Raw genomic sequence first — 21,597 nt, 5'->3', positions numbered from 1 at the left:
ATTCGTGCGCGTTTGTGACGATTTTGTGTTCGCTCAGCGGACGCTCAAATCCGGATAACGATCGTGTCACCGCCGCCACCCCCTATGGGAGGCGGCGGTTCGTTTGTCCGGTTCTTCCTGTGTGATGCGCCACATGATCTGTAGCCGATCACTGTGACGGCCGTGATAAATCTTCACGACGCCCGCCGAGCACCACCCGAATGTTCGGCCGGGTGCGCCATCTGGTCGGCGGATCGTCGGCCCGGCACAGCTCCAGCAATCCGGGGGGATCGAGACCCGATCCGCGGCCGACGAAGGCCCGGGTCGGCATGGAGAAAGGCGCACTACACATGACCTCTTCGAAGGTCACTGACGCGACGGCCACGGGTGCCCCGGAAGAGGGGTACGAGCGAGGTCTCGGCAGCCGTCAGGTCCAGATGATCGCGATCGGCGGTGCCATCGGCGTCGGCCTGTTCATGGGCGCCGGGGCGAACATCGAGAAGGCCGGCACCAGCATCATCCTGATGTACGCCCTCGCGGGTGTCGTCATCTTCTTCATCATGCGGGCTCTGGGCGAACTGCTCCTCTACCGGCCCGTCTCCGGCTCCTTCGCCGAGTACGCCCGTGAGTTCCTCGGCCCGTTCTTCGGGTTCGTCACGGGCTGGACGTACTGGCTGATGTGGGTGGTCACCGGCATGGCCGAGCTCACGGCCGCCGCGATCTACATCCACTTCTGGTTCCCCGAGATCCCCCAGTGGGTCAGCGCCCTGGTGTTCCTGGTGGTGCTCTTCGGCGTCAACCTGATCTCCGTCAAGATCTTCGGCGAGGTCGAGTTCTGGTTCTCGATGATCAAGGTCACGGCCATCATCGGCATGATCGTCATCGGCCTCGGCGTGCTCACCCTCGGCTTCTCCGACGCCGGTGACACCGCCGCCGTCTCCAACCTCTGGTCGCACCACGGCATCTTCCCGAACGGCATCGGCTCCAGCCTGATGACGCTCCAGGGCGTCATGTTCGCCTACCTCGCCGTCGAGCTCGTCGGCGTCACCGCGGGCGAGTCCGAGAACCCCGAGAAGACCCTGCCCAAGGCCATCAACACGCTGCCCTGGCGCATCATCGTCTTCTACGTCGGCGCGCTGACGGTGATCCTCTCCGTCGTCAAGTGGACCGAGTTCTCCGCCGGCGAGAGCCCCTTCGTGCACGCCTTCGGCAAGATCGGCATCCCGCTCGCCGCCGGCATCGTCAACTTCGTGGTGCTCACCGCGGCCCTGTCGTCCTGCAACTCGGGCATGTACTCGACCGGCCGCATGCTGCGCGACCTGGCCGCCAACAGCGAGGCCCCGCAGGCGTTCGGCAAGCTCAACGCCCGCAAGACGCCCGCCGTCGGCATCACGGTCTCGGTCGCGCTCATGGGCATCGGCGTCGTCCTGAACTACGTCGTCCCGGAGAAGGCGTTCACCTACGTCACCTCCGTCGCCACCGCGGCCGGCATCTGGACCTGGATGATGATCCTCGTCAGCCACATCCGCTACCGCTCCGCGGTCGAGGCGGGCCGACTGCGCGCCTCGTCCTTCCCGGCTCCCGGCGGGTCGCTCTTCAGCTGGGTCGCGCTCCTCTTCCTCATCGGCGTGACCGGCATGATCGCGTACGACAAGGACGCGCGGGTCTGTCTGTACGTCGCGGCGGGCTGGGCGGTCGCCCTGGGCATCGGCTGGATGATGCTCAAGAACCGCAACCCGCAGATCGCCGACCGCGGCGGCGACGAACCGGAGCTCGAAAAGGTCGGCTGACCCGAGAACGTGGACGTCCAGTCGCCGGGAGCACTCGTGGCGCCCCCGGCGACTGCCGCTCAGGACGTCCGCACCCCAAGGACGTCCCCACGTCCGGCATATGGGCCGTTCCGTACCACCCCTCGGTACGGAACGGCCCCTCTGCTTATCCTGACCGACATGCTGACCATCACCCAGGCCCTCGTCGACCAGATCGTCGCCCACGCGCGCAAGGACCACCCCGACGAGGCGTGCGGCGTAGTCGCGGGCCCGGCCGGCTCCGACCGCCCCGAGCGCTTCATCCCCATGCTGAACGCCGCGATGTCGCCCACCTTCTACGAGTTCGACTCCGGCGACCTGCTCAAGCTCTACCGCGAGATGGACGACCGCGACGAGGAGCCGGTGGTCGTTTACCACTCCCACACGGCCACCGAGGCCTATCCCTCGCGCACCGACATCTCCTACGCCAACGAGCCCGGCGCCCACTACGTCCTGGTCTCCACCGCGGACACCGACGGCCTCGGCGACTTCCAGTTCCGCTCCTTCCGGATCGTCGAGGGCGAGGTCACGGAGGAGGAGGTCACAGTGGTGGAGGCGTACTGAATCCCACCATCCGGTCAGAAACCATCCAGCATGCGAAATCACACTGCTGGGCCATGACAGGGAATCGATACGATGACCCCATGGTTCTGAACGACGTGAGCGACAAGACGCCGAGCGTGCTGCTCGTGGCGCGGCTGCACGTCGACCTGTGCAGGCTGAACAGCGCCATCTGTTGATGTTTCCTGCCGCCGTACGGCCGTGAGCCGCGGCGTGCCGTCGTGCGCCCATCGACCCCCTCAACTCCCGACAGGAGCCCGCAACCATGGCCATCGAGGTCCGCATCCCCACCATCCTCCGCACCTACACCGACGGTCAGAAGGCGGTGGAGGGCAGTGGTGAGACCCTCGCCGAGCTGTTCACCGACCTCGAGACCCGGCATGCGGGCATCCAGGCCCGCATCGTGGACGGCGACCAGCTGCGCCGCTTCGTCAACGTCTATCTGAACGACGAGGACGTCCGCTTCCTCGACGGCATCAACACCAAGCTCGCCGACGGCGACAACGTCACGATCCTGCCGGCCGTGGCCGGCGGTATGGCCTGATCAGTCATGCGCTACGACTCCCCGCTCGCCGCGGTCGGCAACACCCCCCTGGTGTGCCTGCCGCGGTTGTCGCCGTCCGAGGACGTCCGCATCTGGGCCAAGCTGGAGGACCGCAACCCCACCGGCTCGGTCAAGGACCGCCCCGCCCTGCACATGATCGAGCAGGCGGAGAAGGACGGCCGTCTCACGCCCGGCTGCACCATCCTGGAGCCGACCAGCGGCAACACCGGCATCTCCCTTGCCATGGCGGCCAAGCTCAAGGGCTACCGCATGGTCTGCGTGATGCCCGAGAACACCTCGCAGGAGCGGCGGGACCTGCTCGGCATGTGGGGCGCGGAGATCATCTCCTCGCCGGCCGCGGGCGGCTCCAACACCGCCGTACGGGTAGCCAAGGAACTCTCGGCCGAGCACCCCGACTGGGTGATGCTCTACCAGTACGGCAACCCGGACAACGCGGGCGCGCACTACGCCACCACCGGCCCGGAGATCCTCGCCGACCTCCCCTCCATCACCCACTTCGTCGCCGGCCTCGGCACCACCGGCACCCTGATGGGCGTGGGCCGCTTCCTGCGTGAGCAGAAGCCGGACGTGAAGATCGTCGCCGCCGAACCGCGCTACGACGACCTGGTCTACGGCCTGCGCAACCTCGACGAGGGCTTCGTACCCGAGCTGTACGACGCCTCCGTCCTGACCACCCGCTTCTCCGTCGGCTCGGCCGACGCGGTCACCCGCACCCGTGAACTCCTCCAGCAGGAGGGCATCTTCGCGGGAATCTCCACCGGAGCCGCGCTGCACGCCGCGATCGGCGTCGGCAAGAAGGCGCTGACGGCGGGGGAGTCCGCCGACATCGTGTTCGTGGTGGCCGACGGTGGCTGGAAGTACCTCTCCACGGGGGTCTACACGGCCGCCACCACGGAGGCCGCGATCGAGACCCTGCAGGGTCAGCTCTGGGCGTGATCAGCACCCCGTAAGGGGCGCTACGAGAGGTGACGGACCTGGTCCCACACGACCGGGTCCATCACCCCGACCCGGCGCCGGAAGTCCGACACCGGCACATGCCGCAGCTCGTCCGTCTCCAGGAAGCTGGCCCGGCCCCGCGCGTCCCCCACTGCCCCCGGCGGCAGCGGAATCACCCCGTGCCGCTCATCGCGGTACTTGCTGGTGATCTTCGCGACCGTGACCCGCTGCCCCCGCACCGCCAGCACCAGACATGGCCGGTCCTTCGCCCGCCCGTCTCCCGCCACCGCCCTACCCGAGGCGCTTCGCGCCGCCCCCTTTGACTCTGGCCCGTCCTCGTACGGCACGCTGGCCCACCAGATCTCCGCAGGCGCCGGACGACGGGCCGACGCACGCGCGTCCGTTCGCCCCGGCGGCCGAGTGCGCCGTCTCGCGGGACGCCGCCCGCGCCCCCACCCGTCGACGAGCGTGGCGACCAGCCCGAGCAGGACCACCGCCGCCAGCGCCAGCCACCATGACGTGTCCATACGGACGAAGGTACCGGCGCCCGCACACCGGCGCGCGCCTTCTTTCCAGCCTCCCGCGCCCCGCGTCCAGCCGAACGCGTGACACCACAGGTGAGTTCGCCCACAACAGACCTTTGCGGAGGAGCGACCGGAGGTTTTGCGCCTTACGCTCGACAAACCGCACGACCCCCGACGCCCCATTCCCGATCTTCTGGATTCTCTGGATTTCCAGCCAGCGGAGGTTTCTGTTTCATGAAGCTCACCGTCGTCGGCTGCTCGGGGTCGTTCCCGTCCGCGGAATCGGCCTGCTCGAGCTACCTCGTCGAGGCCGACGGCTTCCGGCTGCTTCTCGACATGGGCAACGGTGCCCTGGGCGAGCTGCAGCGCCACTGCGGTCTCTACGACCTCGACGCGATCTTCCTCAGTCATCTGCACGCCGACCACTGCATCGACATGTGCGCGTATTTCGTCGCGCGCTACTACCGGCACGACGGCGGCCGCTGCGATCCGATCCCGGTCTACGGACCCGAGGGCACCGAACAGCGTCTGACCACCGCCTACGCCGACACCCCCACCGCCTCGTCCATGAGCGAGGTCTTCGACTTCCACACGGTCAAGCCGTCCACCTTCGACATCGGCCCGTTCACGGTGCACACGGAGCGCGTCGCCCACCCGGTGGAGGCGTATGGCATCCGGATCGAACACGGTGGAAAGACGCTGACCTACTCGGGCGACACGGGCATCAGCAGCGCCCTGGACGAACTCGCCCGCGACGCCGACCTGTTCCTGTGCGAGGCCGCCTTCACGCACGGCAAGGAGAACATCCCCGACCTGCATCTCAACGGCCGTGAGGCAGGTCAGAGCGCGGCCCGTGCGAACGCCCGCCGCCTCGTCCTCACCCACATCCCGCCGTGGACCGACCCCCAGGTCAACCTCGCCGACGCGCGCGAGGTCTACGACGGTCCGGTGGAGCTGGCGGCGCCGAGGCGGACGTACGAGATCTAGCGGTTCAGCCCGTACGGGGTTCAGGCCCGTATGTGCCAGAAGGCCCCGGAACCCTTGGCTTGGGTTCCGGGGCCTTCCTCATGCCGTACGGCCTACTTGGCCTCCGCCTTCTGGAGTTCGGCGAGTTCCTCGTCGGACTCGCGGCCCGGCGTCGGCAGGTTGAACTTGGTGATCGCGAACCGGAAGACCACGTAGTAGACCGCGGCGAAGCACAGGCCCACCAGGGCCAGGCCCCACGGGTTGGTGGCGATGCCCAGGTTCAGGCCGAAGTCGACCGCGCCGGCCGAGAAGCCGAAGCCGTCCTTCATACCGAGCGCCCAGGTCAGCGCCATGGAGACACCCGTGAGGACCGCGTGGATGGCGTATAGGACCGGCGCGATGAACATGAACGTGAACTCGATCGGCTCGGTGACACCGGTGACGAAGGAGGTCAGCGCGAGGGAGAACATCATGCCGCCGACGACCTTGCGGCGCTCGGGGCGGGCGCAGTGCACGATCGCGAGACAGGCGGCCGGCAGCGCGAACATCATGATCGGGAAGAAGCCGGTCATGAACTGCCCGGCCGTCGGGTCACCGGCCAGGAAGCGCCCGATGTCGCCGCTCTTGCCCTCGTACTCGCCTGCCTGGAACCACGGGAAGGAGTTCAGCAGGTGGTGCATGCCGATCGGGATCAGCGCACGGTTGGCGACACCGAAGATGCCGGCGCCGACGGCGCCCGAACCGACCAGCCACTCACCGAAGTTGTGCAGACCCGTGCCGAGGACCGGCCAGATGTAGCCGAAGACGATGCCTATGACCAGGCCCGCGAAGGCCGACAGGATCGGGACCAGCCGGCGGCCGCCGAAGAAGCCCGCCCAGTCGGGCAGCTTGGTGCGGTAGAAGCGCTGGTAGAGAAGGGCGACGACGATGCCCATCACCACACCGCCGAGGACCTTGGCGTCCACCGGGGCGTCGACCATCACGACCTTGCCGTCGACGGCCGTCGCCACCTGCGGCAGGTTGGGGTCGGTGAACGTGGCGAGCACGTTCTTGAAGACCAGGTAGCCGACGACGGCCGCGAGCGCGGTCGAGCCGTCCGACTTCTTCGCGAAGCCGATCGCGATACCGACGGCGAACAGCAGCGCCATGTTGTCGAGGATCGCGTTGCCGCCGGCCGCCATGAAGCCCGCGATCTTCGTGAGGAAGGTCGGGAACTCCGGGCGGCCCAGCATGTCGGTGTTGCCGAGGCGGACCAGGAGCGCGGCTGCGGGCAGCACCGCCACGGGCAGCATCAGGCTGCGGCCGATGCGCTGCAGCACAGCCATCACCGCGGCGCCCTTCTTCTTGTCGGCCGCGGGAGCGGCGCTGGCCGTCGTCACAACTTCCTCCAGGGGGTCCACCCGGCCGTAGGCTGGGGCAGGGCATGGCGCCGCCCGGGGACAGGAAGGGGACGGCGGCGTCTGGTCTAAACCACTGAGTGGTGTAGACCTGTTGTAGCACGGTGGGGGCGATATAAGGAACCCGTGAATTCCGCAACCGCGGCGCTACGCGCAGTGCCCTTATTAGTCAGACCTTTGTGACGTCCTCGACCTCGTCCTCGGGCTCTCTGCCCGGTGTCTTGAGGTCGAACTTCGTGATCGCGAACCGGAAGATCACGTAATAGAGGGCGGCGAAGCACAGCCCGATCGGGATCATCGCCCAGGGTCTCGTCGCCAGGTTCCAGTTGATGATGTAGTCGATCAACCCGGCGGAGAAGCTGAAGCCGTCGTGCACCCCGAGCCCCCAGGTCACCGCCATCGAGACACCCGTCAGCAGCGCGTGCACCGCGTACAACAGCGGGGCCACGAACAGGAACGAGTACTCGATCGGTTCCGTGATGCCGGTGACGAAGGACGTCAGCGCCACCGACATCATCAGTCCGCCGACCTCCTTGCGGCGGCTCGGCCTGGCGCAGTGCGTCATCGCCAGGGCCGCGGCCGGCAGCGCGAACATCATGATCGGGAAGAAGCCCGAGGTGAACTGGCCGGCGTCCGGGTCGCCCGCGAGGAACATGTTGATGTCGCCGTGCACCACCGTGCCGTCCGGCCGTGTGTAGCTGCCGAACTGGAACCAGATGGGCACGTTGAGGAACTGGTGCAGCCCGACGACCAGCAGTGCCCGGTTGGCGACGCCGAACACGCCCGCGCCCCAGGCGTCCAGGCCGTCCATCCAGTCGCTGAAGTTCTCCAGGGCGTCACCGATCGGCGGCCAGACCCACAGGCACAGCGCCGCGAACGCGATCGCGACGAACGCCATGATGATGGGGACGAGACGCCGCCCATTGAAGAAGCCGAGCCAGTCCACCAGCTTCGTACGGTGGAAGCGCGCCCAGAAGAAGGCCGCCAGCAGGCCCATCACGATGCCGCCGAAGACACCCGGATTCTGGTACGTGAAGACGGTGACCGTCCCGTCCTGCACCTGGCAGCCGACGTTCGGCACCGCCTTCGAGCCCTCCGCGCAGTCCTCCGGGAACTGGCGCAGCACCGTGTAGTAGACGAGGAACCCCGCGACCGCCGCCAGTGCCGTCGAACCGTCCGACTTCTTCGCCATGCCGATGGCCACACCCACGCAGAACAGCAGCGGCAGCCCGAGCGAACTGTCCAGGAGCGCGCTGCCCGCCCCCACCATCACCTTGGAGACATCGGTCCAGCCGAGCCCCTCGTCGCCGAACACATCGGGCTGGCCGAGGCGGTTGATGATGCCGGCTGCGGGCAGGACGGCGATGGGCAGTTGAAGGCTGCGGCCCATCTTCTGCAGGCCCTGGAAGAACTTGTTCCAGCGAACCCGCGCAGGGCTGATGGCGGAGCTGTCGGCACTCATGGACGCCCCTCGGTAAGGTGGTGTAGACCAGTTGACGTGACGGTTCCGCTGTCGTGAACGCCATCCTTCGGCACCTACGGCATGACCGCTCGCGAAGTTGGGCCAACTGTGGGTTACTGCGACAAAGCGGTTCGGATCAGGGAGAAGGCACATGGCCACCAAGGCTGAGAAGATCGTCGCCGGGCTCGGCGGCATCGACAACATCGAGGAGATCGAGGGCTGCATCACCCGGCTCCGCACCGAGGTCAGCGACGCCTCGCTGGTCGACGAGGCCGCCCTGAAGGCCGCCGGCGCCCATGGCGTCGTGAAGATGGGCACCGCCATCCAGGTCGTCATCGGCACCGACGCCGACCCGCTCGCGGCGGAGATCGAAGACATGATGTGAGCCCACCCCGGCGCTCACCGAAGGGGCCTCTCTCCACCGCGGGAGGGGCCCCTTCCGTACGTGGGGCTAGGCTCACGCCATGGCAGCCACCACCTCAGATCCCCGAATCGACGGTCGTACCCCCGCACAGCTCCGCCCGGTCACCATCGAACGCGCCTGGAGCAAGCACGCGGAGGGCTCCGTCCTCGTCTCCTTCGGTGACACCAAGGTCCTGTGCACCGCATCCTTCACCGAAGGAGTTCCGCGCTGGCGCAAGGGCAGTGGCGAGGGCTGGGTCACCGCGGAGTACGCCATGCTGCCCCGCGCCACCAACACCCGCGGCGACCGCGAGTCCGTCCGCGGCAAGATCGGCGGCCGCACCCACGAGATCAGCCGCCTCATCGGCCGCTCCCTGCGCGCCGTCATCGACTACAAGGCGCTCGGCGAGAACACGATCGTCCTCGACTGCGACGTCCTCCAGGCCGACGGCGGCACGCGTACGGCCGCCATCACCGGCGCTTACGTCGCGCTGGCCGACGCGATCGCCTGGGCCCAGGGCAAGAAGCTGATCAAGGCCGGACGCAAGCCGCTCACCGGCACCGTCAGCGCCGTCTCGGTCGGCATCGTCGGCGGCGTCCCGCTCCTCGACCTCTGCTATGTGGAGGACGTCAAGGCCGACACCGACATGAACGTCGTCTGCACCGGCGACGGCCGCTTCGTCGAGGTCCAGGGCACCGCCGAGGCCGAGCCCTTCGCCCGGGACGAGCTCAACTCCCTGCTGGACCTGGCGGTTTCGGGCTGCGGGGAGCTGGCGGAACTTCAGCGCAAGGCACTTGATACGGTCCTCGAAAAGTAAAGGACATACCAAGAACAAGCGCAGCCCGGGGCAACCGAGCCGTCCTTCCTGGCGTCACTAGGGGTACGGGCGTACGGCACACCGCTGTACGCCCGGCCAGTGACCGCACGGGGGCCTGCGAGGCCTGAGCAGGGAGGGATCGTCAAGCATGGCCACGAGCCGACGACGCCGGAGCCGTATCGCCATAGCCGCCGCAGCCATCGCGGCCGTAGGGCTGACCGCGGGGCTCACCACCGGCTGTGACGCCGTCAACAAGGCGCTGGACTGCGTCCAGACCGCCGAAGCCGTCGCCGACAGCGTCACCGAACTCCAGCAGGCCGTGGAGAGCGCAGCGAACGACCCGACGCAGCTCGAGGAGTCGCTGAACTCCATCGACAAGAACCTCGACAAGATCGGCGACAAGACCGACAACACCGACGTCAACAAGGCGGTGGACGACCTCCAGCAGGCCGTCACCAACGTCCGCGACGCGGTGAAGAACGGCGACGAGACCCCGGACATCAGCCCGATCACGGAAGCCGCGGGTGAACTGACCAAGGTCTGCACCCCGTAAAACCCGCTTGCCGTGGCCGGGATACTGGACCGCATGACCCGCCTCATCCTCGCCACCCGCAACGCCGGAAAGATCACCGAGCTCAGGGCGATCCTCGCCGACGCAGGTCTCGACCATGACCTCGTCGGCGCGGACGCCTACCCGGACATCCCCGACGTCAAGGAAACCGGCGTCACCTTCGCCGAGAACGCGCTGCTCAAGGCCCACGCCCTCGCGCAGGCCACGGGCCTCCCGGCGGTCGCCGACGACTCCGGTCTCTGCGTCGACGTCCTGAACGGCGCCCCCGGCATCTTCTCGGCTCGCTGGGCGGGCGGACACGGCGACGACCGGGCCAACCTGGAACTGCTGCTCGCCCAGCTCGGCGACATCGACGACGCCCACCGCGGCGCCCACTTCGCCTGCGCCGCCGCCCTCGCCCTGCCCGACGGCACGGAGCGAGTCGTCGAGGGCCAGCTGCGCGGCACCCTGAGGCACGCCCCCGCCGGCACCAACGGCTTCGGCTACGACCCCATCCTCCAGCCGGACGGCGACAGCAGAACCTGCGCCGAGCTGAGCCCCGAGGAGAAGAACGCGATCAGCCATCGGGGGAAGGCGTTCCGGGCGCTGGTGCCCGTCGTACGGGAACTGCTCGCGCAGTAGGGAGATGGTGCGGCCGGAGGGACTCGAACCCTCACGGGTGTTACCCCACTGGGACCTAAACCCAGCGTGACTGCCAATTCCACCACGGCCGCGTGACCTTGCCCGGCCATGCTACTGGCCGGGCCGGGTGCTCAGATGCCCAGATCCTTGATGATCTTCGCCACGTGGCCGGTCGCCCGCACGTTGTACAGGGCCCGCTCGACCTTGCCCTCCTCGTCCACGACGATCGTGGAGCGGATGACGCCCATGTAGGTCTTGCCGTAGTTCTTCTTCTCGCCGTAGGCCGCGTAGGACTCGGTGACCGTCTTCTCCGGGTCGGCGAGCAGGGTGACCTTCAGGTGCTCCTTGTCGCGGAACTTGGCGAGCTTCTCCGGCTGGTCGGGGGAGATGCCGATGACGTCGTAGCCCGCGCCGGCCAGCAGCTCCAGGTTGTCCGTGAAGTCGCAGGCCTGCTTGGTGCATCCGGGCGTCAGGGCCGCCGGGTAGAAGTACACGATGACCTTGCGGCCCTTGTGGTCCGACAGGGACACCTCGCGGCCGTCGGCGTCGGGCAGGGTGAAGGCGGGGGCCACGTCCCCCGGCTGGAGTCGCTCGCTCATCGAACCAGCGTAACCGGGGAGCCTGACAGTGCGGTCCGGCGTGGAGCTGACAGACTGTCCGGAAACAGCATCAGCTTCACTTCGGAGGCCGAACCGTGGCGGACACGTCGGACACCAGAACCCCGGCGCAGATCGAGGCGGACATCAAGGCCCGTCGCGCAGTACTGGCCGAGACGCTCGACGAGATCGGGGTGCGGGTGCACCCGAAGACGATCGTCGGCGATGCCAAGGCCAAGGTGGTCTCCAATATCGACCACACCCTCGGGCGGGCCTATGTCGAGGTCAACCGGGTGGTGAGCGATGTCAAGGCCAAGTTCACCGATGACGAGGGTGCGCCCCGGCTGGAACGCATCGTGCCCGTGGCTCTCGTCGCCGTCGGCCTCGTGGGGGTGCTCGCCCTGAGCACCCGGCGTCGTAAGCGCTGACCGGCGGCTTACGCGGGCGGTAAAGGCAGGTAGGTTCAAAGGCGTGAGCGCCAACAGAAACGAGCACGGCAGCGGACACGACAAGCTGCCCATCCGGATGCTGCACGACCGTGTACTCGTGCGGCAGGACACCAGTGAGGGCGAGCGGCGTTCCGGCGGCGGCATCCTGATCCCCGCCACCGCGGCCGTCGGCCGTCGGCTGGCCTGGGCCGAGGTCGTCGCGGTGGGGCAGAACGTACGGACCGTGGAGCCCGGCGACCGCGTCCTGTACGACCCGGAGGACCGCGCCGAGGTCGAGGTGCGCGGGGTCGCGTATGTGCTCATGCGTGAGCGTGATCTGCACGCCGTCGCCGCCGACCGGTTCGAGGGGTCGGAGGATTCGACGGGGCTCTACCTGTAGACCAACGGTTGAAGGGGCTGGTGACCATCGTCACCAGCCCCTTCTTCGGGTTCCTTGCTAGCTTGGAAGCATCCCGACGAGACGCGCCGTACCGGGTGAACGCAAAGACGACGCACCGCCAGGTTTCCGTCTTTGCGAAAGGTGCTCGTCATGGCCTGGGTTCTGCTCGTCGTCGCCGGTCTGCTCGAAGTGGGCTGGTCGATCGGGATGAAGTACACCGACGGGTTCACCCGTCTCGTCCCCAGCTTCTTCACCGGCGCAGGCATCGTCGCCAGCATGCTGCTGCTGTCGTACGCCGCCCGCTCCCTGCCCATCGGCACCGCCTATGGCGTGTGGGTGGGCATCGGTGCGGCCGGTGCGGCCGTGGTCGGCATGGTGGTGCTGGGTGAGCCGGCCACCGCCGCGCGGATCTTCTTCGTCTGTCTGCTGCTGGTCGCCGTCGTGGGGCTCAAGGCGACCAGCGGTCACTGATAGCCATCCAGGGTCATCGGCCGGGGCCGGCCGTGTTTCCGGATGTGCTGCCGCCGGTGTCGGTCCCGCCGGTGTCGCCGCCGGTCGTGCCGCCGCCGGTGTCCGTACCGCCGGTCGAGGTGTCGCCGGTGGTGCCCCCGTCCGTCGTACCGCCGTCCGTGGTGCCCCCGTCCGTGGTGTCGCCGGTCGTGCCGCCGTCGGTCGTGCCCCCGTCCGTGGTCCCTCCGTCCGTCGTGTCGCCCGTCGTGCCGCCGTCCGTCTCGCCCGGGGTCTCCCCGCCGGTCTGGCCCTCCGTGTCCTGGCCGCCGGTCGAGGTGTCGCCCGTGGTGCCGCCGTCGTCCTCGTCGCCGGAGTCCTCGTCGCCCTGGGTCGGGTCCGTCGTCGGGTACTGGGGCACCTCGGCGCCCTCCTGGAGCTCCAGGTCGAACTCGCTGACCGGCTTCCCCTTCAGGGCCTCCTGCGTGTACTGCGTCCAGATCTCGGTGGGCGCGCCACCGCCGTTGATCCGGTCCAGGCCCAGCGCGCCGTACAGCGGCTCCTGCTTGGCCGAGACCGGGTTCTGGCCCATGACGGCGACGACGGTGGCGAGGTCGGGGGTGTAGCCGGCGAACCAGGCCGCCTTGTCGTCCTCGGCCGTGCCGGTCTTGCCCGCGGTCGGGCGGCCGAGGGTCTGGGCGGCGGTCGCGGTGCCGTTCTCGACGACGCTCTGCAGGACGGAGGTCGTGGTGTCGGCGGCCTCGCGGCTGACGGCCTGGGTCGTCTTGCGCTTCGGCAGCTCGATGACGTCGGTGCCGTCCTTGGTGACCTTGTCGATCATGGTGTACGTGCCGTGCTTGCCGTGGTTGGCGAGCGTCGCGTAGGCCTCCGCCATGTCGAGGACACTGGCGGTGGCGGTGCCGAGGGCGATCGACGGGTACGGCTGGAGGTCGGGGGTGCTCGCGGGCAGACCCAGCTCGACCGCGGTGTCCTTCACCTTCGCCGGGCCGACGTCGACGGCCATCTGCGCGTACACCGAGTTCACGGAGCTGTCGGTGGCCGACCGCACGCTGATGTCGCCGTAGGAGTGCTGGTCCTCGTTCTCCGGGGCGTAGGTGCCGCTCCAGCCCTGCACCGGGCGTTCGTTGGTGCCGTCGTAGATCGTGTTCGGGGTGATCTGGCGGCCGTCCTGGGTCGTCGAGCCGTTCTGCACGGCCGAGGTGAAGACGAACGGCTTGAAGGTGGAGCCGACCTGGAAGTCCCGGCGGGTGGCGTTGGGGGTGTACTGCTTGACGTAGTCGATGCCGTTGTACATCGCGACGACCTTGCCGGTCTTCGGGTCGACGGAGGCGCCGCCCGCGCGGACGTAGTTGTCGACCTTGTTGTTCTTCTTGTCCAGCTGGGACATCAGCTTGTCGTTGACGGCGTCGACGAAGGCGTTCTGCTTGTCCTTCTGGAGGGTGGTGGTGACGCGGTAGCCGCCGGCCTCCAGCTGCTCCGCGGTGACGATCTTGTTCTGGGTCAGATAGTCCTTGACGATCTGCACGATGTAGCCGCGCTGACCGGAGAGGTTGGTGGAGGCCGCGGCCTCCTTCGGCATCGGGAACTTCATGCCGGACCGCTCGGACTCGCTGAGCCAGCCCTTGGTGACCATGCCGTCCAGGACGTAGTTCCAGCGGGCGACGGCCGCGGACTTGTTCTCCGGGTGGGCGGTGACGTCGTACTCGCTGGGCGCGTTCACCAGCGCGGCCAGATAGGCGGCGCGGGCCGGGTCGAGGTCGGCCGCGTCCTTGCCGTAGTAGGCCTGGGCGGCGGCCTGGATGCCGTAGGCGTTGCGGCCGAAGAAGCTGGTGTTGAGGTAGCCCTCGAGGATCTCGTTCTTCGTCTTCTCGCGGTCCAGCTTGATCGCGATGAAGAACTCCTTCACCTTGCGGGTGACCGTCTGGTCCTGCGCCAGGTAGTAGTTCTTCACATACTGCTGGGTGATCGTGGACCCGGACTGCTTGCCCTTGCCCGTCGCCGTGTTCCAGGCGGCCCGCAGCATCGCCTTGGGGTCGACGGCGGACTCGGTGTAGAAGTCGCGGTCCTCGGCGGCCAGGATCGCGTGCTGGGCGTCCTTGGAGATCCGGGCGAGGGTGACGTTCTCCCGGTTGACCTCGCCGTCGCGGGCGATCACCGAGCCGTCGGCGTACATGTAGACGTTGGCCTGCTTGGTCGCGAGGGCGTTCGCCGGGGGGATCTTGACCAGGGAGTAGCCGAGGAAGAACAGGCCGACGAGCAGCAGCACGCCGATGACGAAGGTGCCAAGGACCATCCGCCAGGTCGGGATGATCCGCCGCCAGCCCGTCCTCTTGGGCCGCTCGGCCTTCCCGGTCGCCTGCTGTTGCGGCTGCGGCTCGTCGCTCATGTCGTGCACGGACTCCTGTTTCGCGTCGTACGTTCCCGTACGCCCTCGTACGCCTGCTGCGCCCCCATTGAAGACTCTCGCACCGCGCGATCCGTTCCCGGAAACCGGCGCGTGTCCCGGAAAGTGAGCAGACTCATCCCCTGGACGCCGCTGGAAAATGGCTGGCAGCCCCCGTCCCGCGCGCACTAGGCTCCTGCGCTTCGGTGCCGGCGCGGGCGAGGAGGGCTGTGGATGTGGGCTCGGGGCGGTTGTATCTGACCGTCGCGGCGGGCGGCTTCCGACGGTACGCGACTTATCGGCTGGCCACGGCCGCCGGAGTGTTCACCAACACCGTTTTTGGCGTGATCCTCGTCTACACCTATCTCGCTCTGTGGGACGAGAAGCCGCATCTCGGCGGCTACGACCAGGCGCAGGCCGTCACCTATGTGTGGCTGGGCCAGTGTCTGTACGCGACGCTCGCCATCCAGGGCGGCGGCGCCGAGAAGGACCTGATGGAGCGCATCCGCACCGGGGAGATCGCCGTCGATCTCTACCGCCCGGCCGATCTCCAACTCTGGTGGATGGCCGGGGACATGGGCCGCGCGCTGTTCCAGATGCTGGGCAGGGGCGTGGTCCCGTTCCTGTTCGGCGCACTGTTCTTCCCGATGGCGCTCCCCACGGCGGTCACGCCCTGGGCGGCCTTCGTGATCACCCTGCTGCTCGCCGCGGTCGTCAGTTTCGCCATCCGCTACCTGGCGGCGCTGAGCGTGTTCTGGCTGATGGACGGCATGGGCGTCAACCAGGCCCTGATGATCACAGGGATCTTCTTCTCCGGCATGGTCCTGCCCCTGAACGCCTTCCCCGGGGTGCTCGGCGAGATCGTGCGGGCCCTGCCCTGGGCGGCGCAGATCCAGATGCCGGCGGACGTACTGATGGGGGAGACGGCGCCGCTCGGGGCGTTCGCCTTCCAGGCGGCGTGGGCGGTGGCGCTGCTGGCGGCGGGGCGGCTGCTGCAGTCGGTGGCGACGCGCCGGGTGGTGGTCCAGGGTGGCTGAGCGCAGTGCCCTGCTGGAAGGGCTGCGGGCCTACCGGCTGATCGCCGGGATGTGGGTGCGGTCCAGCATGACCTACCGCACCTCCTTCGCCGTCACCGTGCTCGGCAACCTGATGGTGACCGGCCTGGACTTCGTGGCGATCCTGCTGATGTTCTCGCAGGTGGACTCGCTGGGCGGCTGGTCACTGCCCGAGATCGCCCTGCTGTACGGCCTGTCGGCGACGTCGTTCGGGCTCGCCGACCTGGTGCTGGGCTCGATGGACGTCCTGGGCGGCCGCATGCGCGACGGCTCCTTCGACACGCTGCTCGTACGGCCCGCGCCGGTGCTCGCGCAGATCGGCGCCGACCACTTCGCGCTGCGCCGCCTGGGCCGGATCACCCAGGGGGCGCTGGTGCTGGGCTGGGCGCTGGTGTCGGTCGAGGTGGAGTGGACCGCGGGGAAGGTGCTGCTGGTGCCGTTGATGCTGGTCAGCGGTGCGGCGATCTTCTGCGCCTTCTTCGTGGCGGGCGCGGCCTTCCAGATCCTCGCGCAGGATGCCGCCGAGGTGCAGAACGCGTTCACCTACGGCGGCACCACGCTGCTGCAGTACCCGCCCACCGTGTTCGGCAAGGACCTGGTGCGCGGCGTGACCTTCATGCTGCCGCTCGCCTTCGTCAACTGGGTGCCCGCCGCCTACGTGTTGGGGCGGCCGTACCCCCTCGCCCTGCCTTCCTGGACGGCCTTCGTCTCACCCCTGGTGGCGGTGGCGTGCTGTGCCCTGGCCGGGCTGGCGTGGCGGGCCGGGCTGCGGTCGTATCGGAGTACGGGGAGTTAGGGGCAGGTCATGCGGGACGAGGACGTGTTCATCGAACTCGACGGTGTCGAGAAGGTCTTCGAGGTGCGCAGGAAGACCGGCTTCATGAAGCGGGAGCGCCGGACGGTACGGGCCGTCGACTCGATCTCCTTCCGCGTGGCACGCGGCGAGATGGTGGGCTACATCGGGCCGAACGGCGCCGGGAAGTCGACGACGATCAAGATGCTGACGGGGATCCTGACGCCGAGCGGCGGCCGGCTGCGCGTCGCGGGCATCGACCCGTCCCGGGAGCGGACGCGGCTCGCGCATCGCATCGGGGTGGTGTTCGGCCAGCGCACCACCCTCTGGTGGGACCTGCCGCTGATCGACTCGTACAAGCTGATGCACCGCATGTACCGCATTCCCGACGCCCGTTACCGCGAGAACCTCGACCGCCTGGTCGAACTCCTCGACCTGGGCGATCTGTTGGACGTCCCCGTACGGCAGCTCTCCCTCGGCCAGCGGATGCGCGGCGACATCGCGGCGGCGCTGCTGCACGATCCCGAGGTGCTGTACCTGGACGAGCCGACGATCGGCCTCGACGTCATCTCCAAGGCGAAGGTGCGGGACTTCCTGCGGGAGTTGAACACCGAGCGCGGCACGACGGTGCTGCTGACCACGCACGACCTTCAGGACATCGAGCAGTTGTGCTCACGGGTGATGGTCATCGACCACGGCCGGATGATGTACGACGGCCCGCTCGCCGGGCTGCACGAGGTGGGGGAGAGCGAGCGGACCCTCGTGGTCGACCTGGAGCGCGAGCTGCCGCCCATCGAGGCGCCGCCCGCGCGCGTGGTGAAGGTCGAGGGGCCCCGGCAGTGGCTGGCGTTCCCGGCGGCCGAGTCGGCGGCGGTGCTGGTGGCGCGGATCGCGGCGGAGTATCCGCTGGTGGATCTGTCGGTGCGGGAGCCGGACATCGAGGCCGTGATCGCCAAAATGTACGCGGAACAGGCCGACAGGGCCGAGCGGGCGATCTCATAGCCCCGGGGCGGCCTAACTCGTAGGCTGATCCCATGAGCGACGAAGCCCCGGAGCTGCGTGCGTCCGACGCCGATCGTGAACGAGTCGCCGAGGTCCTGCGGGACGCCCTCGCGGAGGGGCGGCTCGACATGGAGGAGTTCGAGGAACGCCTCGACGCGACCTACAAGGCTCGAACCTACGGCGATCTGGCGCCCATCACCCGGGATCTGCCCGCCGGTGAAGTGGCCGTGCCCAAGGTCGACATGGTGAAGAAGTCCGGGGAGCCGGACGGGAGTTGGGCCGGGCGGATCGTCGGCGGTGAAGGATCCTCGACCTGGGGTGTCGCCGTGATGTCGGGGTTCCAGCGCAAGGGGCGGTGGACCGTGCCCAAGCGGTTCAACGCCTTCGCCTTCTGGGGCGGCGGCGAGATCGATCTGCGGGACGCCGACTTCGCGGACCGGGTCGTCGAGATCAACTGCGTCGCGATCATGGGCGGGATGGAGATCACCGTGCCGCCCGGGGTCGAGGTCGAGGTGCGCGGCATCGGCGTCATGGGGGGCTTCGATCACCGTGAGGAAGGCGTGACCGGGGATCCCGGGGCGCCTCGGGTGATCGTGACCGGGTTCGCCTTCTGGGGCGGCGTGGGCGTCGAGCGGAAGCTGACCCGGGCACGGAAGCAGGAGCTCCGGGAGGAGCGGCGGCGGGAGCGGCTGGAGCGGCGCGAGGAGCGGCGGGAGCTGCGCGACGAGCAGTACCGGGCCCACATGGGCATGCTGGAGGACCACCGGGACATGTGGCGGCATGGCCATGAGGGGCGGGGTGATCGTCGTCGGGAGAGGCGGCGGGAGCGGGACGAGGACTGAGCGCCGTCGTCGGCCCCCCGCGCTACAGCTCCGCCGGGGCCGAACCCTTCAGGTCGTCCAGATCGAAGGACTCCGCCATCTGCTCATAGCCCCTGTCGCTCGGGTGCAGATGGTCGCCCGAGTCGTAGTCGGGGCGGAACTTGCGCGGGTTGTACGGGTCCCGCAGCGCCTTGTCGAAGTCGGCGACCGCGTCGAAGACCCGGCCCGCGCGGATCTCGGCGTTGATCTGCTGCCGGACGCTCTCGCGGTCGTCGGTGTAGCCGCGGTGGCCCTGGAAGGGCATCAGGGTCGCGCCGACGACCCTGATGCCGCGGGCGTGCGCCTGGCGGACCATCGCGCGCAGACCGTCGAGGATGCGGTCGGGGTCGGCGAGGTTCGGGTTGCGCAAGATGTCGTTGACGCCGAGGTCGATGACGACGACCTTGACGTTCGTACGGGACAGCGCGTCGCGGTGGAAGCGGCCGACGCCGGCCTGGTTGTCGGCGGGGCGCCCGGAGCCGCTGGCGAGGATCTGGTTGCCGCTGATGCCCTGGTTGACGACGCTGTAGCGCGGCACATTCTGACCCGCCGCCACCGCAGCGCGCAGTCGCCTGGACAGGACGTCCGTCCAGCGGAGGTTGGCGTTCTGGGTGGAGGTGATGCCGTCGGTGAGGGAGTCGCCGAAGACCACGACGGTGCCTTCGGAGTCGTGGCTGAGGACGTCCAGGGCGGTGAGGTAGCGCCAGGCGTCGATCTGCCCGGTGTACGCCGTGCCGGTCGCGTCCTCGGCCAGGTCGCCCTCGGCGACGTAGCTGGTCTGGCGGGCGTGCGGGTGGAAGGTGACCGGCCCTGACGGGGTGGGGGAGTAGGTGGTGACCAGGACGTCGGTGTCCGCGGGGATCGTCACGCGTACGACGTCGCTCAGCACCTGCCGGCCCGGCGGGATGACGACGGTGGCGTTTCCGCCGAAGGTCAGCCGGCGCATCGACTCCGCGACGGCGGCGGGTGATCCGGGGGCGGAGGAGGGGGCGAGGGACGCGTGGGTGATGGTCAGCTGCGACTGGCCGTAGAGGTTGGAGAGGGTGATCCTCGCGCTCGTACCGCCGACGCTGGTGTGCACGACGTTGCGCACCGAGCTGCCCGCCAGGCCCCGCACCTCGGTGCCGGGCTCCGCGCCGACCGGGGACGCGGACCAGGCACCCACCCAGATGCCGGTGGAGGCGGGGGCGACGGGGCCCCGCCCTGAGCCCTTCTGGGTGGGGGCGCTCGCTCGGGTGCTGCTTCCGTCGTCGGACGCGACACCGATGTATATCGCGGCCGAAAGCGTGACGATCAGGGCGATGATCGCGCTGAGCAAGGCATAACCGTTTCGCCTGGTCATGCGGTGCGTGTCTCCTCGGGCGGATGGGAGCCCGAGGCTCCGATGTGATCACCTCATGATGCGTCATGAGGGAGAGGGGGATGGCATGGACCCCCCTTTGGGCCGCCGGAGTTCATCCGGAGTTCGCCATCGAACTCCCCCCGGTCGGACAGACGCCGGGAACTCTTGATTCGTTCCAGGAGTCGGTCAGGTAGGGACAATGTGTACGGGGGAACCTGGACGGGTGGAGCGGATGGAACGTACGGATCCGGATGAAACGGAAACACGTGACGTAGAGCAGCATGCCCGGCCCGGTGTGGGCGGTAACCGGGGTGCCGGGGGTGTCCCCGCTTCGGCCGTACGTGCGATGTCGACGTTCACCGCGGCGGACGAGGAGAAGCAGCGGGGCGTACGGCGGATGAAGCTCACGGCGAGTGGGCTGCTGCTGTTCGTGGCGCTGGTGTATGTGCTGGCGAAGGTCGCCTCGGGGCAGGGGGCGGGGGCCTGGGCGGGGTATGTGGCGGCGGCTGCCGAGGCGGGGATGGTCGGTGCGCTGGCGGACTGGTTCGCTGTCACTGCGCTGTTCCGGCGGCCTCTCGGGTTGCCCATTCCGCACACCGCGATCATTCCTACGAAGAAGGATCAGCTGGGTGTCTCCCTGGGCGAGTTCGTCGGGGAGAACTTTCTGTCCCAGGACGTCGTGCGGCAGCGGCTGCGGGCGGTCGGGATCGGGAGCCGGCTCGGGGCGTGGCTGGCGGAGCCGGAGCATGCGGACCGGGTGACGGCCGAGTTGTCCGCGGCGCTGCGGGGTGCGCTGACGGTCATGCGTGACGCCGATGTGCAGGCCGTGGTGGGGGAGGCGATCACTCGGCGTGCCGATGCGCAGGAGGTCGCGCCCGGCATAGGGAAAATGCTGGAGAAGGTCGTCGCGGACGGTGGGCACAGGCGGGCCGTCGATCTTGTCGTGACGCGGGCGTACGACTGGCTGGTGCTGCATGACGACGAGATCATGGACGCCGTTCAGGGGGGTGCGCCCGGGTGGACGCCGAGATTTGTTGATCGGCGGGTTGGTGAGCGGGTTTACAAGGAGCTGCTGCGGTTCGTCACCGAGATGCGGGACATGCCGTCCCATCCGGCGCGGGGGGCGCTTGATCGGTTCCTGACTGACTTCGCCTCCGATCTGCAGTCCGATACGGAGACTCGGGCGCGGGTCGAGCGGCTGAAGGGGGAGGTGCTGGGGCGGGGGGAGGTGCAGGACCTGATCGCCTCCGCGTGGACCGCCGTGCGGTCGATGATCGTCTCGGCCGCTGAGGACGAGCGTAGTGAGCTGCGGTTGCGGGTGCGGGCGTCGTTGTTGTCGCTGGGGGCTCGGATGGCTGTCGAGCCTCGGCTGCAGGGCAAGGTCGATGGGTGGGTGGAGGGGGCGGCTGTGTATGTCGTGACCACCTATCGGAAGGAGATCACGTCGCTGATCACGGACACCGTGGCCGGGTGGGACGCCGAGCACACCACTCGGAAGATCGAGGCGCATATCGGGCGGGATCTGCAGTTCATTCGGATCAACGGCACGGTGGTGGGGTCGTTGGCGGGGCTGGTCATCTACACGGTTTCGCGTGCGCTGGGGGCTTAGGCCGGGGTGCCTGCGGCGGCCCGTCGCTGTCCGGTGGGGGTTCGCGTAGCG

Annotated in this window: 24 protein-coding genes, 1 tRNA gene and 1 riboswitch; of the genes, 18 read left to right on the top strand and 7 right to left on the bottom strand. The window is 68.6% G+C overall.

Features of this window, described 5'->3' with window-relative positions; translation table 11 throughout:
* Positions 1-329 precede the first annotated feature (329 nt).
* The 5 genes from IE325_RS37050 (at position 330) to IE325_RS37035 (ending at position 3,849) form a co-directional block, all read left to right on the top strand.
* Entirely contained in the window at positions 330-1,769 is a 1,440-nt protein-coding gene (locus tag IE325_RS37050; RefSeq protein ID WP_190074554.1) for an amino acid permease, read from the top strand.
* Between the two features lie 159 nt (positions 1,770-1,928).
* Positions 1,929-2,351 (top strand): M67 family metallopeptidase, encoded by a 423-nt coding sequence (locus IE325_RS37045; protein WP_190074553.1) that lies wholly within the window; start codon positions 1,929-1,931, stop codon positions 2,349-2,351.
* Positions 2,352-2,431: 80 nt separating this feature from the next.
* Positions 2,432-2,527: a putative leader peptide gene (locus IE325_RS47150; RefSeq protein ID WP_350896351.1), complete on the top strand. Its 96-nt coding sequence runs from the start codon at positions 2,432-2,434 to the stop codon at positions 2,525-2,527.
* An 86-nt stretch (positions 2,528-2,613) separates the two neighbouring features.
* A complete protein-coding gene (locus tag IE325_RS37040) occupies positions 2,614-2,892 on the top strand; it encodes a MoaD/ThiS family protein (RefSeq protein ID WP_190074552.1) in 279 nt (92 codons plus the stop codon).
* Between the two features lie 6 nt (positions 2,893-2,898).
* Positions 2,899-3,849, top strand: a complete 951-nt coding sequence (locus IE325_RS37035) for a PLP-dependent cysteine synthase family protein (RefSeq protein WP_190074551.1) — start codon at positions 2,899-2,901, stop codon at positions 3,847-3,849.
* Positions 3,850-3,869: 20 nt separating this feature from the next.
* On the opposite strand, the gene IE325_RS37030 is transcribed toward IE325_RS37035, so the two are convergent.
* Positions 3,870-4,376, bottom strand: a complete 507-nt coding sequence (locus IE325_RS37030; RefSeq protein WP_190074550.1) for a type II toxin-antitoxin system PemK/MazF family toxin — start codon at positions 4,374-4,376, stop codon at positions 3,870-3,872.
* 231 nt (positions 4,377-4,607) lie between these two features.
* Here IE325_RS37030 and IE325_RS37025 point away from each other — a divergent pair, with 231 nt between their 5' ends.
* Complete coding sequence (locus tag IE325_RS37025; protein WP_190074549.1) at positions 4,608-5,360, top strand: MBL fold metallo-hydrolase; 753 nt, start codon at positions 4,608-4,610, stop codon at positions 5,358-5,360.
* A gap of 92 nt (positions 5,361-5,452) precedes the next feature.
* On the opposite strand, the gene IE325_RS37020 is transcribed toward IE325_RS37025, so the two are convergent.
* Positions 5,453-6,718 (bottom strand): PTS transporter subunit EIIC, encoded by a 1,266-nt coding sequence (locus IE325_RS37020; RefSeq protein WP_190074548.1) that lies wholly within the window; start codon positions 6,716-6,718, stop codon positions 5,453-5,455.
* A 187-nt stretch (positions 6,719-6,905) separates the two neighbouring features.
* Positions 6,906-8,198, bottom strand: coding sequence for a PTS transporter subunit EIIC (locus IE325_RS37015; protein ID WP_190074547.1), 1,293 nt, complete (start codon positions 8,196-8,198; stop codon positions 6,906-6,908).
* A 151-nt stretch (positions 8,199-8,349) separates the two neighbouring features.
* Here IE325_RS37015 and IE325_RS37010 point away from each other — a divergent pair, with 151 nt between their 5' ends.
* The 4 genes from IE325_RS37010 (at position 8,350) to rdgB (ending at position 10,610) form a co-directional block, all read left to right on the top strand.
* Entirely contained in the window at positions 8,350-8,583 is a 234-nt protein-coding gene (locus IE325_RS37010) for a PTS sugar transporter subunit IIB (RefSeq protein WP_190074546.1), read from the top strand.
* 79 nt (positions 8,584-8,662) lie between these two features.
* Complete coding sequence (gene rph, locus IE325_RS37005) at positions 8,663-9,418, top strand: ribonuclease PH (RefSeq protein ID WP_190074545.1); 756 nt, start codon at positions 8,663-8,665, stop codon at positions 9,416-9,418.
* Positions 9,419-9,566: 148 nt separating this feature from the next.
* Complete coding sequence (locus IE325_RS37000; RefSeq protein WP_190074544.1) at positions 9,567-9,971, top strand: hypothetical protein; 405 nt, start codon at positions 9,567-9,569, stop codon at positions 9,969-9,971.
* A gap of 33 nt (positions 9,972-10,004) precedes the next feature.
* Positions 10,005-10,610 (top strand): RdgB/HAM1 family non-canonical purine NTP pyrophosphatase, encoded by a 606-nt coding sequence (gene rdgB, locus IE325_RS36995; protein ID WP_190074543.1) that lies wholly within the window; start codon positions 10,005-10,007, stop codon positions 10,608-10,610.
* Between the two features lie 5 nt (positions 10,611-10,615).
* Here rdgB and IE325_RS36990 read toward each other — a convergent pair.
* Both IE325_RS36990 and bcp read right to left on the bottom strand, forming a co-directional pair.
* Positions 10,616-10,702 (bottom strand) — tRNA-Leu (locus tag IE325_RS36990).
* A 39-nt stretch (positions 10,703-10,741) separates the two neighbouring features.
* Positions 10,742-11,209 (bottom strand): thioredoxin-dependent thiol peroxidase, encoded by a 468-nt coding sequence (gene bcp, locus IE325_RS36985; RefSeq protein WP_190074542.1) that lies wholly within the window; start codon positions 11,207-11,209, stop codon positions 10,742-10,744.
* Positions 11,210-11,304: 95 nt separating this feature from the next.
* Between bcp and IE325_RS36980 the strand changes: the two genes are divergently transcribed.
* From IE325_RS36980 to IE325_RS36970, 3 genes are all read left to right on the top strand, one after another.
* The gene (locus tag IE325_RS36980; protein ID WP_190074541.1) at positions 11,305-11,634 is read left to right on the top strand and encodes a DUF3618 domain-containing protein; all 330 of its coding nucleotides are present in this window, start codon (positions 11,305-11,307) and stop codon (positions 11,632-11,634) included.
* A gap of 97 nt (positions 11,635-11,731) precedes the next feature.
* Complete coding sequence (locus IE325_RS36975; protein ID WP_125517739.1) at positions 11,732-12,034, top strand: GroES family chaperonin; 303 nt, start codon at positions 11,732-11,734, stop codon at positions 12,032-12,034.
* 55 nt (positions 12,035-12,089) lie between these two features.
* Positions 12,090-12,151, top strand: a riboswitch (guanidine-III (ykkC-III) riboswitch).
* Positions 12,152-12,184: 33 nt separating this feature from the next.
* Positions 12,185-12,505, top strand: a complete 321-nt coding sequence (locus IE325_RS36970) for a DMT family transporter (RefSeq protein ID WP_190074539.1) — start codon at positions 12,185-12,187, stop codon at positions 12,503-12,505.
* A gap of 13 nt (positions 12,506-12,518) precedes the next feature.
* Here the strand turns inward: IE325_RS36970 and IE325_RS36965 are convergent, their stop codons facing one another.
* Positions 12,519-14,888 carry a transglycosylase domain-containing protein gene (locus IE325_RS36965; RefSeq protein WP_190074538.1) on the bottom strand — a complete coding sequence of 790 codons (2,370 nt, stop codon included), beginning with the start codon at positions 14,886-14,888 and terminating at the stop codon, positions 12,519-12,521.
* 233 nt (positions 14,889-15,121) lie between these two features.
* Here IE325_RS36965 and IE325_RS36960 point away from each other — a divergent pair, with 233 nt between their 5' ends.
* The 4 genes from IE325_RS36960 to IE325_RS36945 are packed head-to-tail and all read left to right on the top strand — an operon-like array spanning position 15,122 to position 18,577.
* Positions 15,122-15,922, top strand: a complete 801-nt coding sequence (locus IE325_RS36960; protein WP_190074657.1) for an ABC transporter permease — start codon at positions 15,122-15,124, stop codon at positions 15,920-15,922.
* The gene (locus tag IE325_RS36955) at positions 15,915-16,736 is read left to right on the top strand and encodes an ABC transporter permease (protein ID WP_190074537.1); all 822 of its coding nucleotides are present in this window, start codon (positions 15,915-15,917) and stop codon (positions 16,734-16,736) included. The genes IE325_RS36960 and IE325_RS36955 overlap by 8 nt, the downstream gene beginning before the upstream one ends.
* A 9-nt stretch (positions 16,737-16,745) precedes the next feature.
* Positions 16,746-17,735: an ABC transporter ATP-binding protein gene (locus IE325_RS36950; protein ID WP_190074536.1), complete on the top strand. Its 990-nt coding sequence runs from the start codon at positions 16,746-16,748 to the stop codon at positions 17,733-17,735.
* Positions 17,736-17,767: 32 nt separating this feature from the next.
* The gene (locus IE325_RS36945; protein ID WP_190074535.1) at positions 17,768-18,577 is read left to right on the top strand and encodes a DUF1707 SHOCT-like domain-containing protein; all 810 of its coding nucleotides are present in this window, start codon (positions 17,768-17,770) and stop codon (positions 18,575-18,577) included.
* Between the two features lie 22 nt (positions 18,578-18,599).
* Here the strand turns inward: IE325_RS36945 and IE325_RS36940 are convergent, their stop codons facing one another.
* Positions 18,600-19,937 (bottom strand): SGNH/GDSL hydrolase family protein, encoded by a 1,338-nt coding sequence (locus IE325_RS36940; protein ID WP_190074534.1) that lies wholly within the window; start codon positions 19,935-19,937, stop codon positions 18,600-18,602.
* Positions 19,938-20,136: 199 nt separating this feature from the next.
* Between IE325_RS36940 and IE325_RS36935 the strand changes: the two genes are divergently transcribed.
* Positions 20,137-21,546 (top strand): DUF445 domain-containing protein, encoded by a 1,410-nt coding sequence (locus IE325_RS36935; protein ID WP_190074533.1) that lies wholly within the window; start codon positions 20,137-20,139, stop codon positions 21,544-21,546.
* The last annotated feature ends 51 nt before the right edge of the window (positions 21,547-21,597 follow it).

The organism is Streptomyces lanatus, from assembly GCF_014655715.1.
Classification (GTDB): domain Bacteria; phylum Actinomycetota; class Actinomycetes; order Streptomycetales; family Streptomycetaceae; genus Streptomyces; species Streptomyces lanatus.
Note: the sequence above shows the minus strand (reverse complement) of the source record. Positions and strands in the feature narration are given on the sequence as shown.

Bases quoted from the DNA above. Each gene is read 5' to 3' on its own strand.
- IE325_RS37015 (WP_190074547.1), bottom strand. From the start codon at position 8,198: ATGAGTGCCGACAGCTCCGCCATCAGCCCTGCGCGGGTTCGCTGGAAC.
- IE325_RS36950 (WP_190074536.1), top strand. From the start codon at position 16,746: ATGCGGGACGAGGACGTGTTCATCGAACTCGACGGTGTCGAGAAGGTC.
- IE325_RS37045 (WP_190074553.1), top strand. From the start codon at position 1,929: ATGCTGACCATCACCCAGGCCCTCGTCGACCAGATCGTCGCCCACGCG.
- bcp (WP_190074542.1), bottom strand. From the start codon at position 11,209: ATGAGCGAGCGACTCCAGCCGGGGGACGTGGCCCCCGCCTTCACCCTG.
- IE325_RS37040 (WP_190074552.1), top strand. From the start codon at position 2,614: ATGGCCATCGAGGTCCGCATCCCCACCATCCTCCGCACCTACACCGAC.
- rdgB (WP_190074543.1), top strand. From the start codon at position 10,005: ATGACCCGCCTCATCCTCGCCACCCGCAACGCCGGAAAGATCACCGAG.
- IE325_RS36965 (WP_190074538.1), bottom strand. From the start codon at position 14,888: ATGAGCGACGAGCCGCAGCCGCAACAGCAGGCGACCGGGAAGGCCGAG.
- IE325_RS37000 (WP_190074544.1), top strand. From the start codon at position 9,567: ATGGCCACGAGCCGACGACGCCGGAGCCGTATCGCCATAGCCGCCGCA.
- IE325_RS36935 (WP_190074533.1), top strand. From the start codon at position 20,137: ATGTGTACGGGGGAACCTGGACGGGTGGAGCGGATGGAACGTACGGAT.
- IE325_RS36975 (WP_125517739.1), top strand. From the start codon at position 11,732: ATGCTGCACGACCGTGTACTCGTGCGGCAGGACACCAGTGAGGGCGAG.
- IE325_RS37030 (WP_190074550.1), bottom strand. From the start codon at position 4,376: ATGGACACGTCATGGTGGCTGGCGCTGGCGGCGGTGGTCCTGCTCGGG.
- IE325_RS37010 (WP_190074546.1), top strand. From the start codon at position 8,350: ATGGCCACCAAGGCTGAGAAGATCGTCGCCGGGCTCGGCGGCATCGAC.
- IE325_RS37025 (WP_190074549.1), top strand. From the start codon at position 4,608: ATGAAGCTCACCGTCGTCGGCTGCTCGGGGTCGTTCCCGTCCGCGGAA.
- IE325_RS36970 (WP_190074539.1), top strand. From the start codon at position 12,185: ATGGCCTGGGTTCTGCTCGTCGTCGCCGGTCTGCTCGAAGTGGGCTGG.
- IE325_RS36940 (WP_190074534.1), bottom strand. From the start codon at position 19,937: ATGACCAGGCGAAACGGTTATGCCTTGCTCAGCGCGATCATCGCCCTG.
- IE325_RS37035 (WP_190074551.1), top strand. From the start codon at position 2,899: ATGCGCTACGACTCCCCGCTCGCCGCGGTCGGCAACACCCCCCTGGTG.
- IE325_RS36945 (WP_190074535.1), top strand. From the start codon at position 17,768: ATGAGCGACGAAGCCCCGGAGCTGCGTGCGTCCGACGCCGATCGTGAA.
- rph (WP_190074545.1), top strand. From the start codon at position 8,663: ATGGCAGCCACCACCTCAGATCCCCGAATCGACGGTCGTACCCCCGCA.
- IE325_RS47150 (WP_350896351.1), top strand. From the start codon at position 2,432: ATGGTTCTGAACGACGTGAGCGACAAGACGCCGAGCGTGCTGCTCGTG.
- IE325_RS37050 (WP_190074554.1), top strand. From the start codon at position 330: ATGACCTCTTCGAAGGTCACTGACGCGACGGCCACGGGTGCCCCGGAA.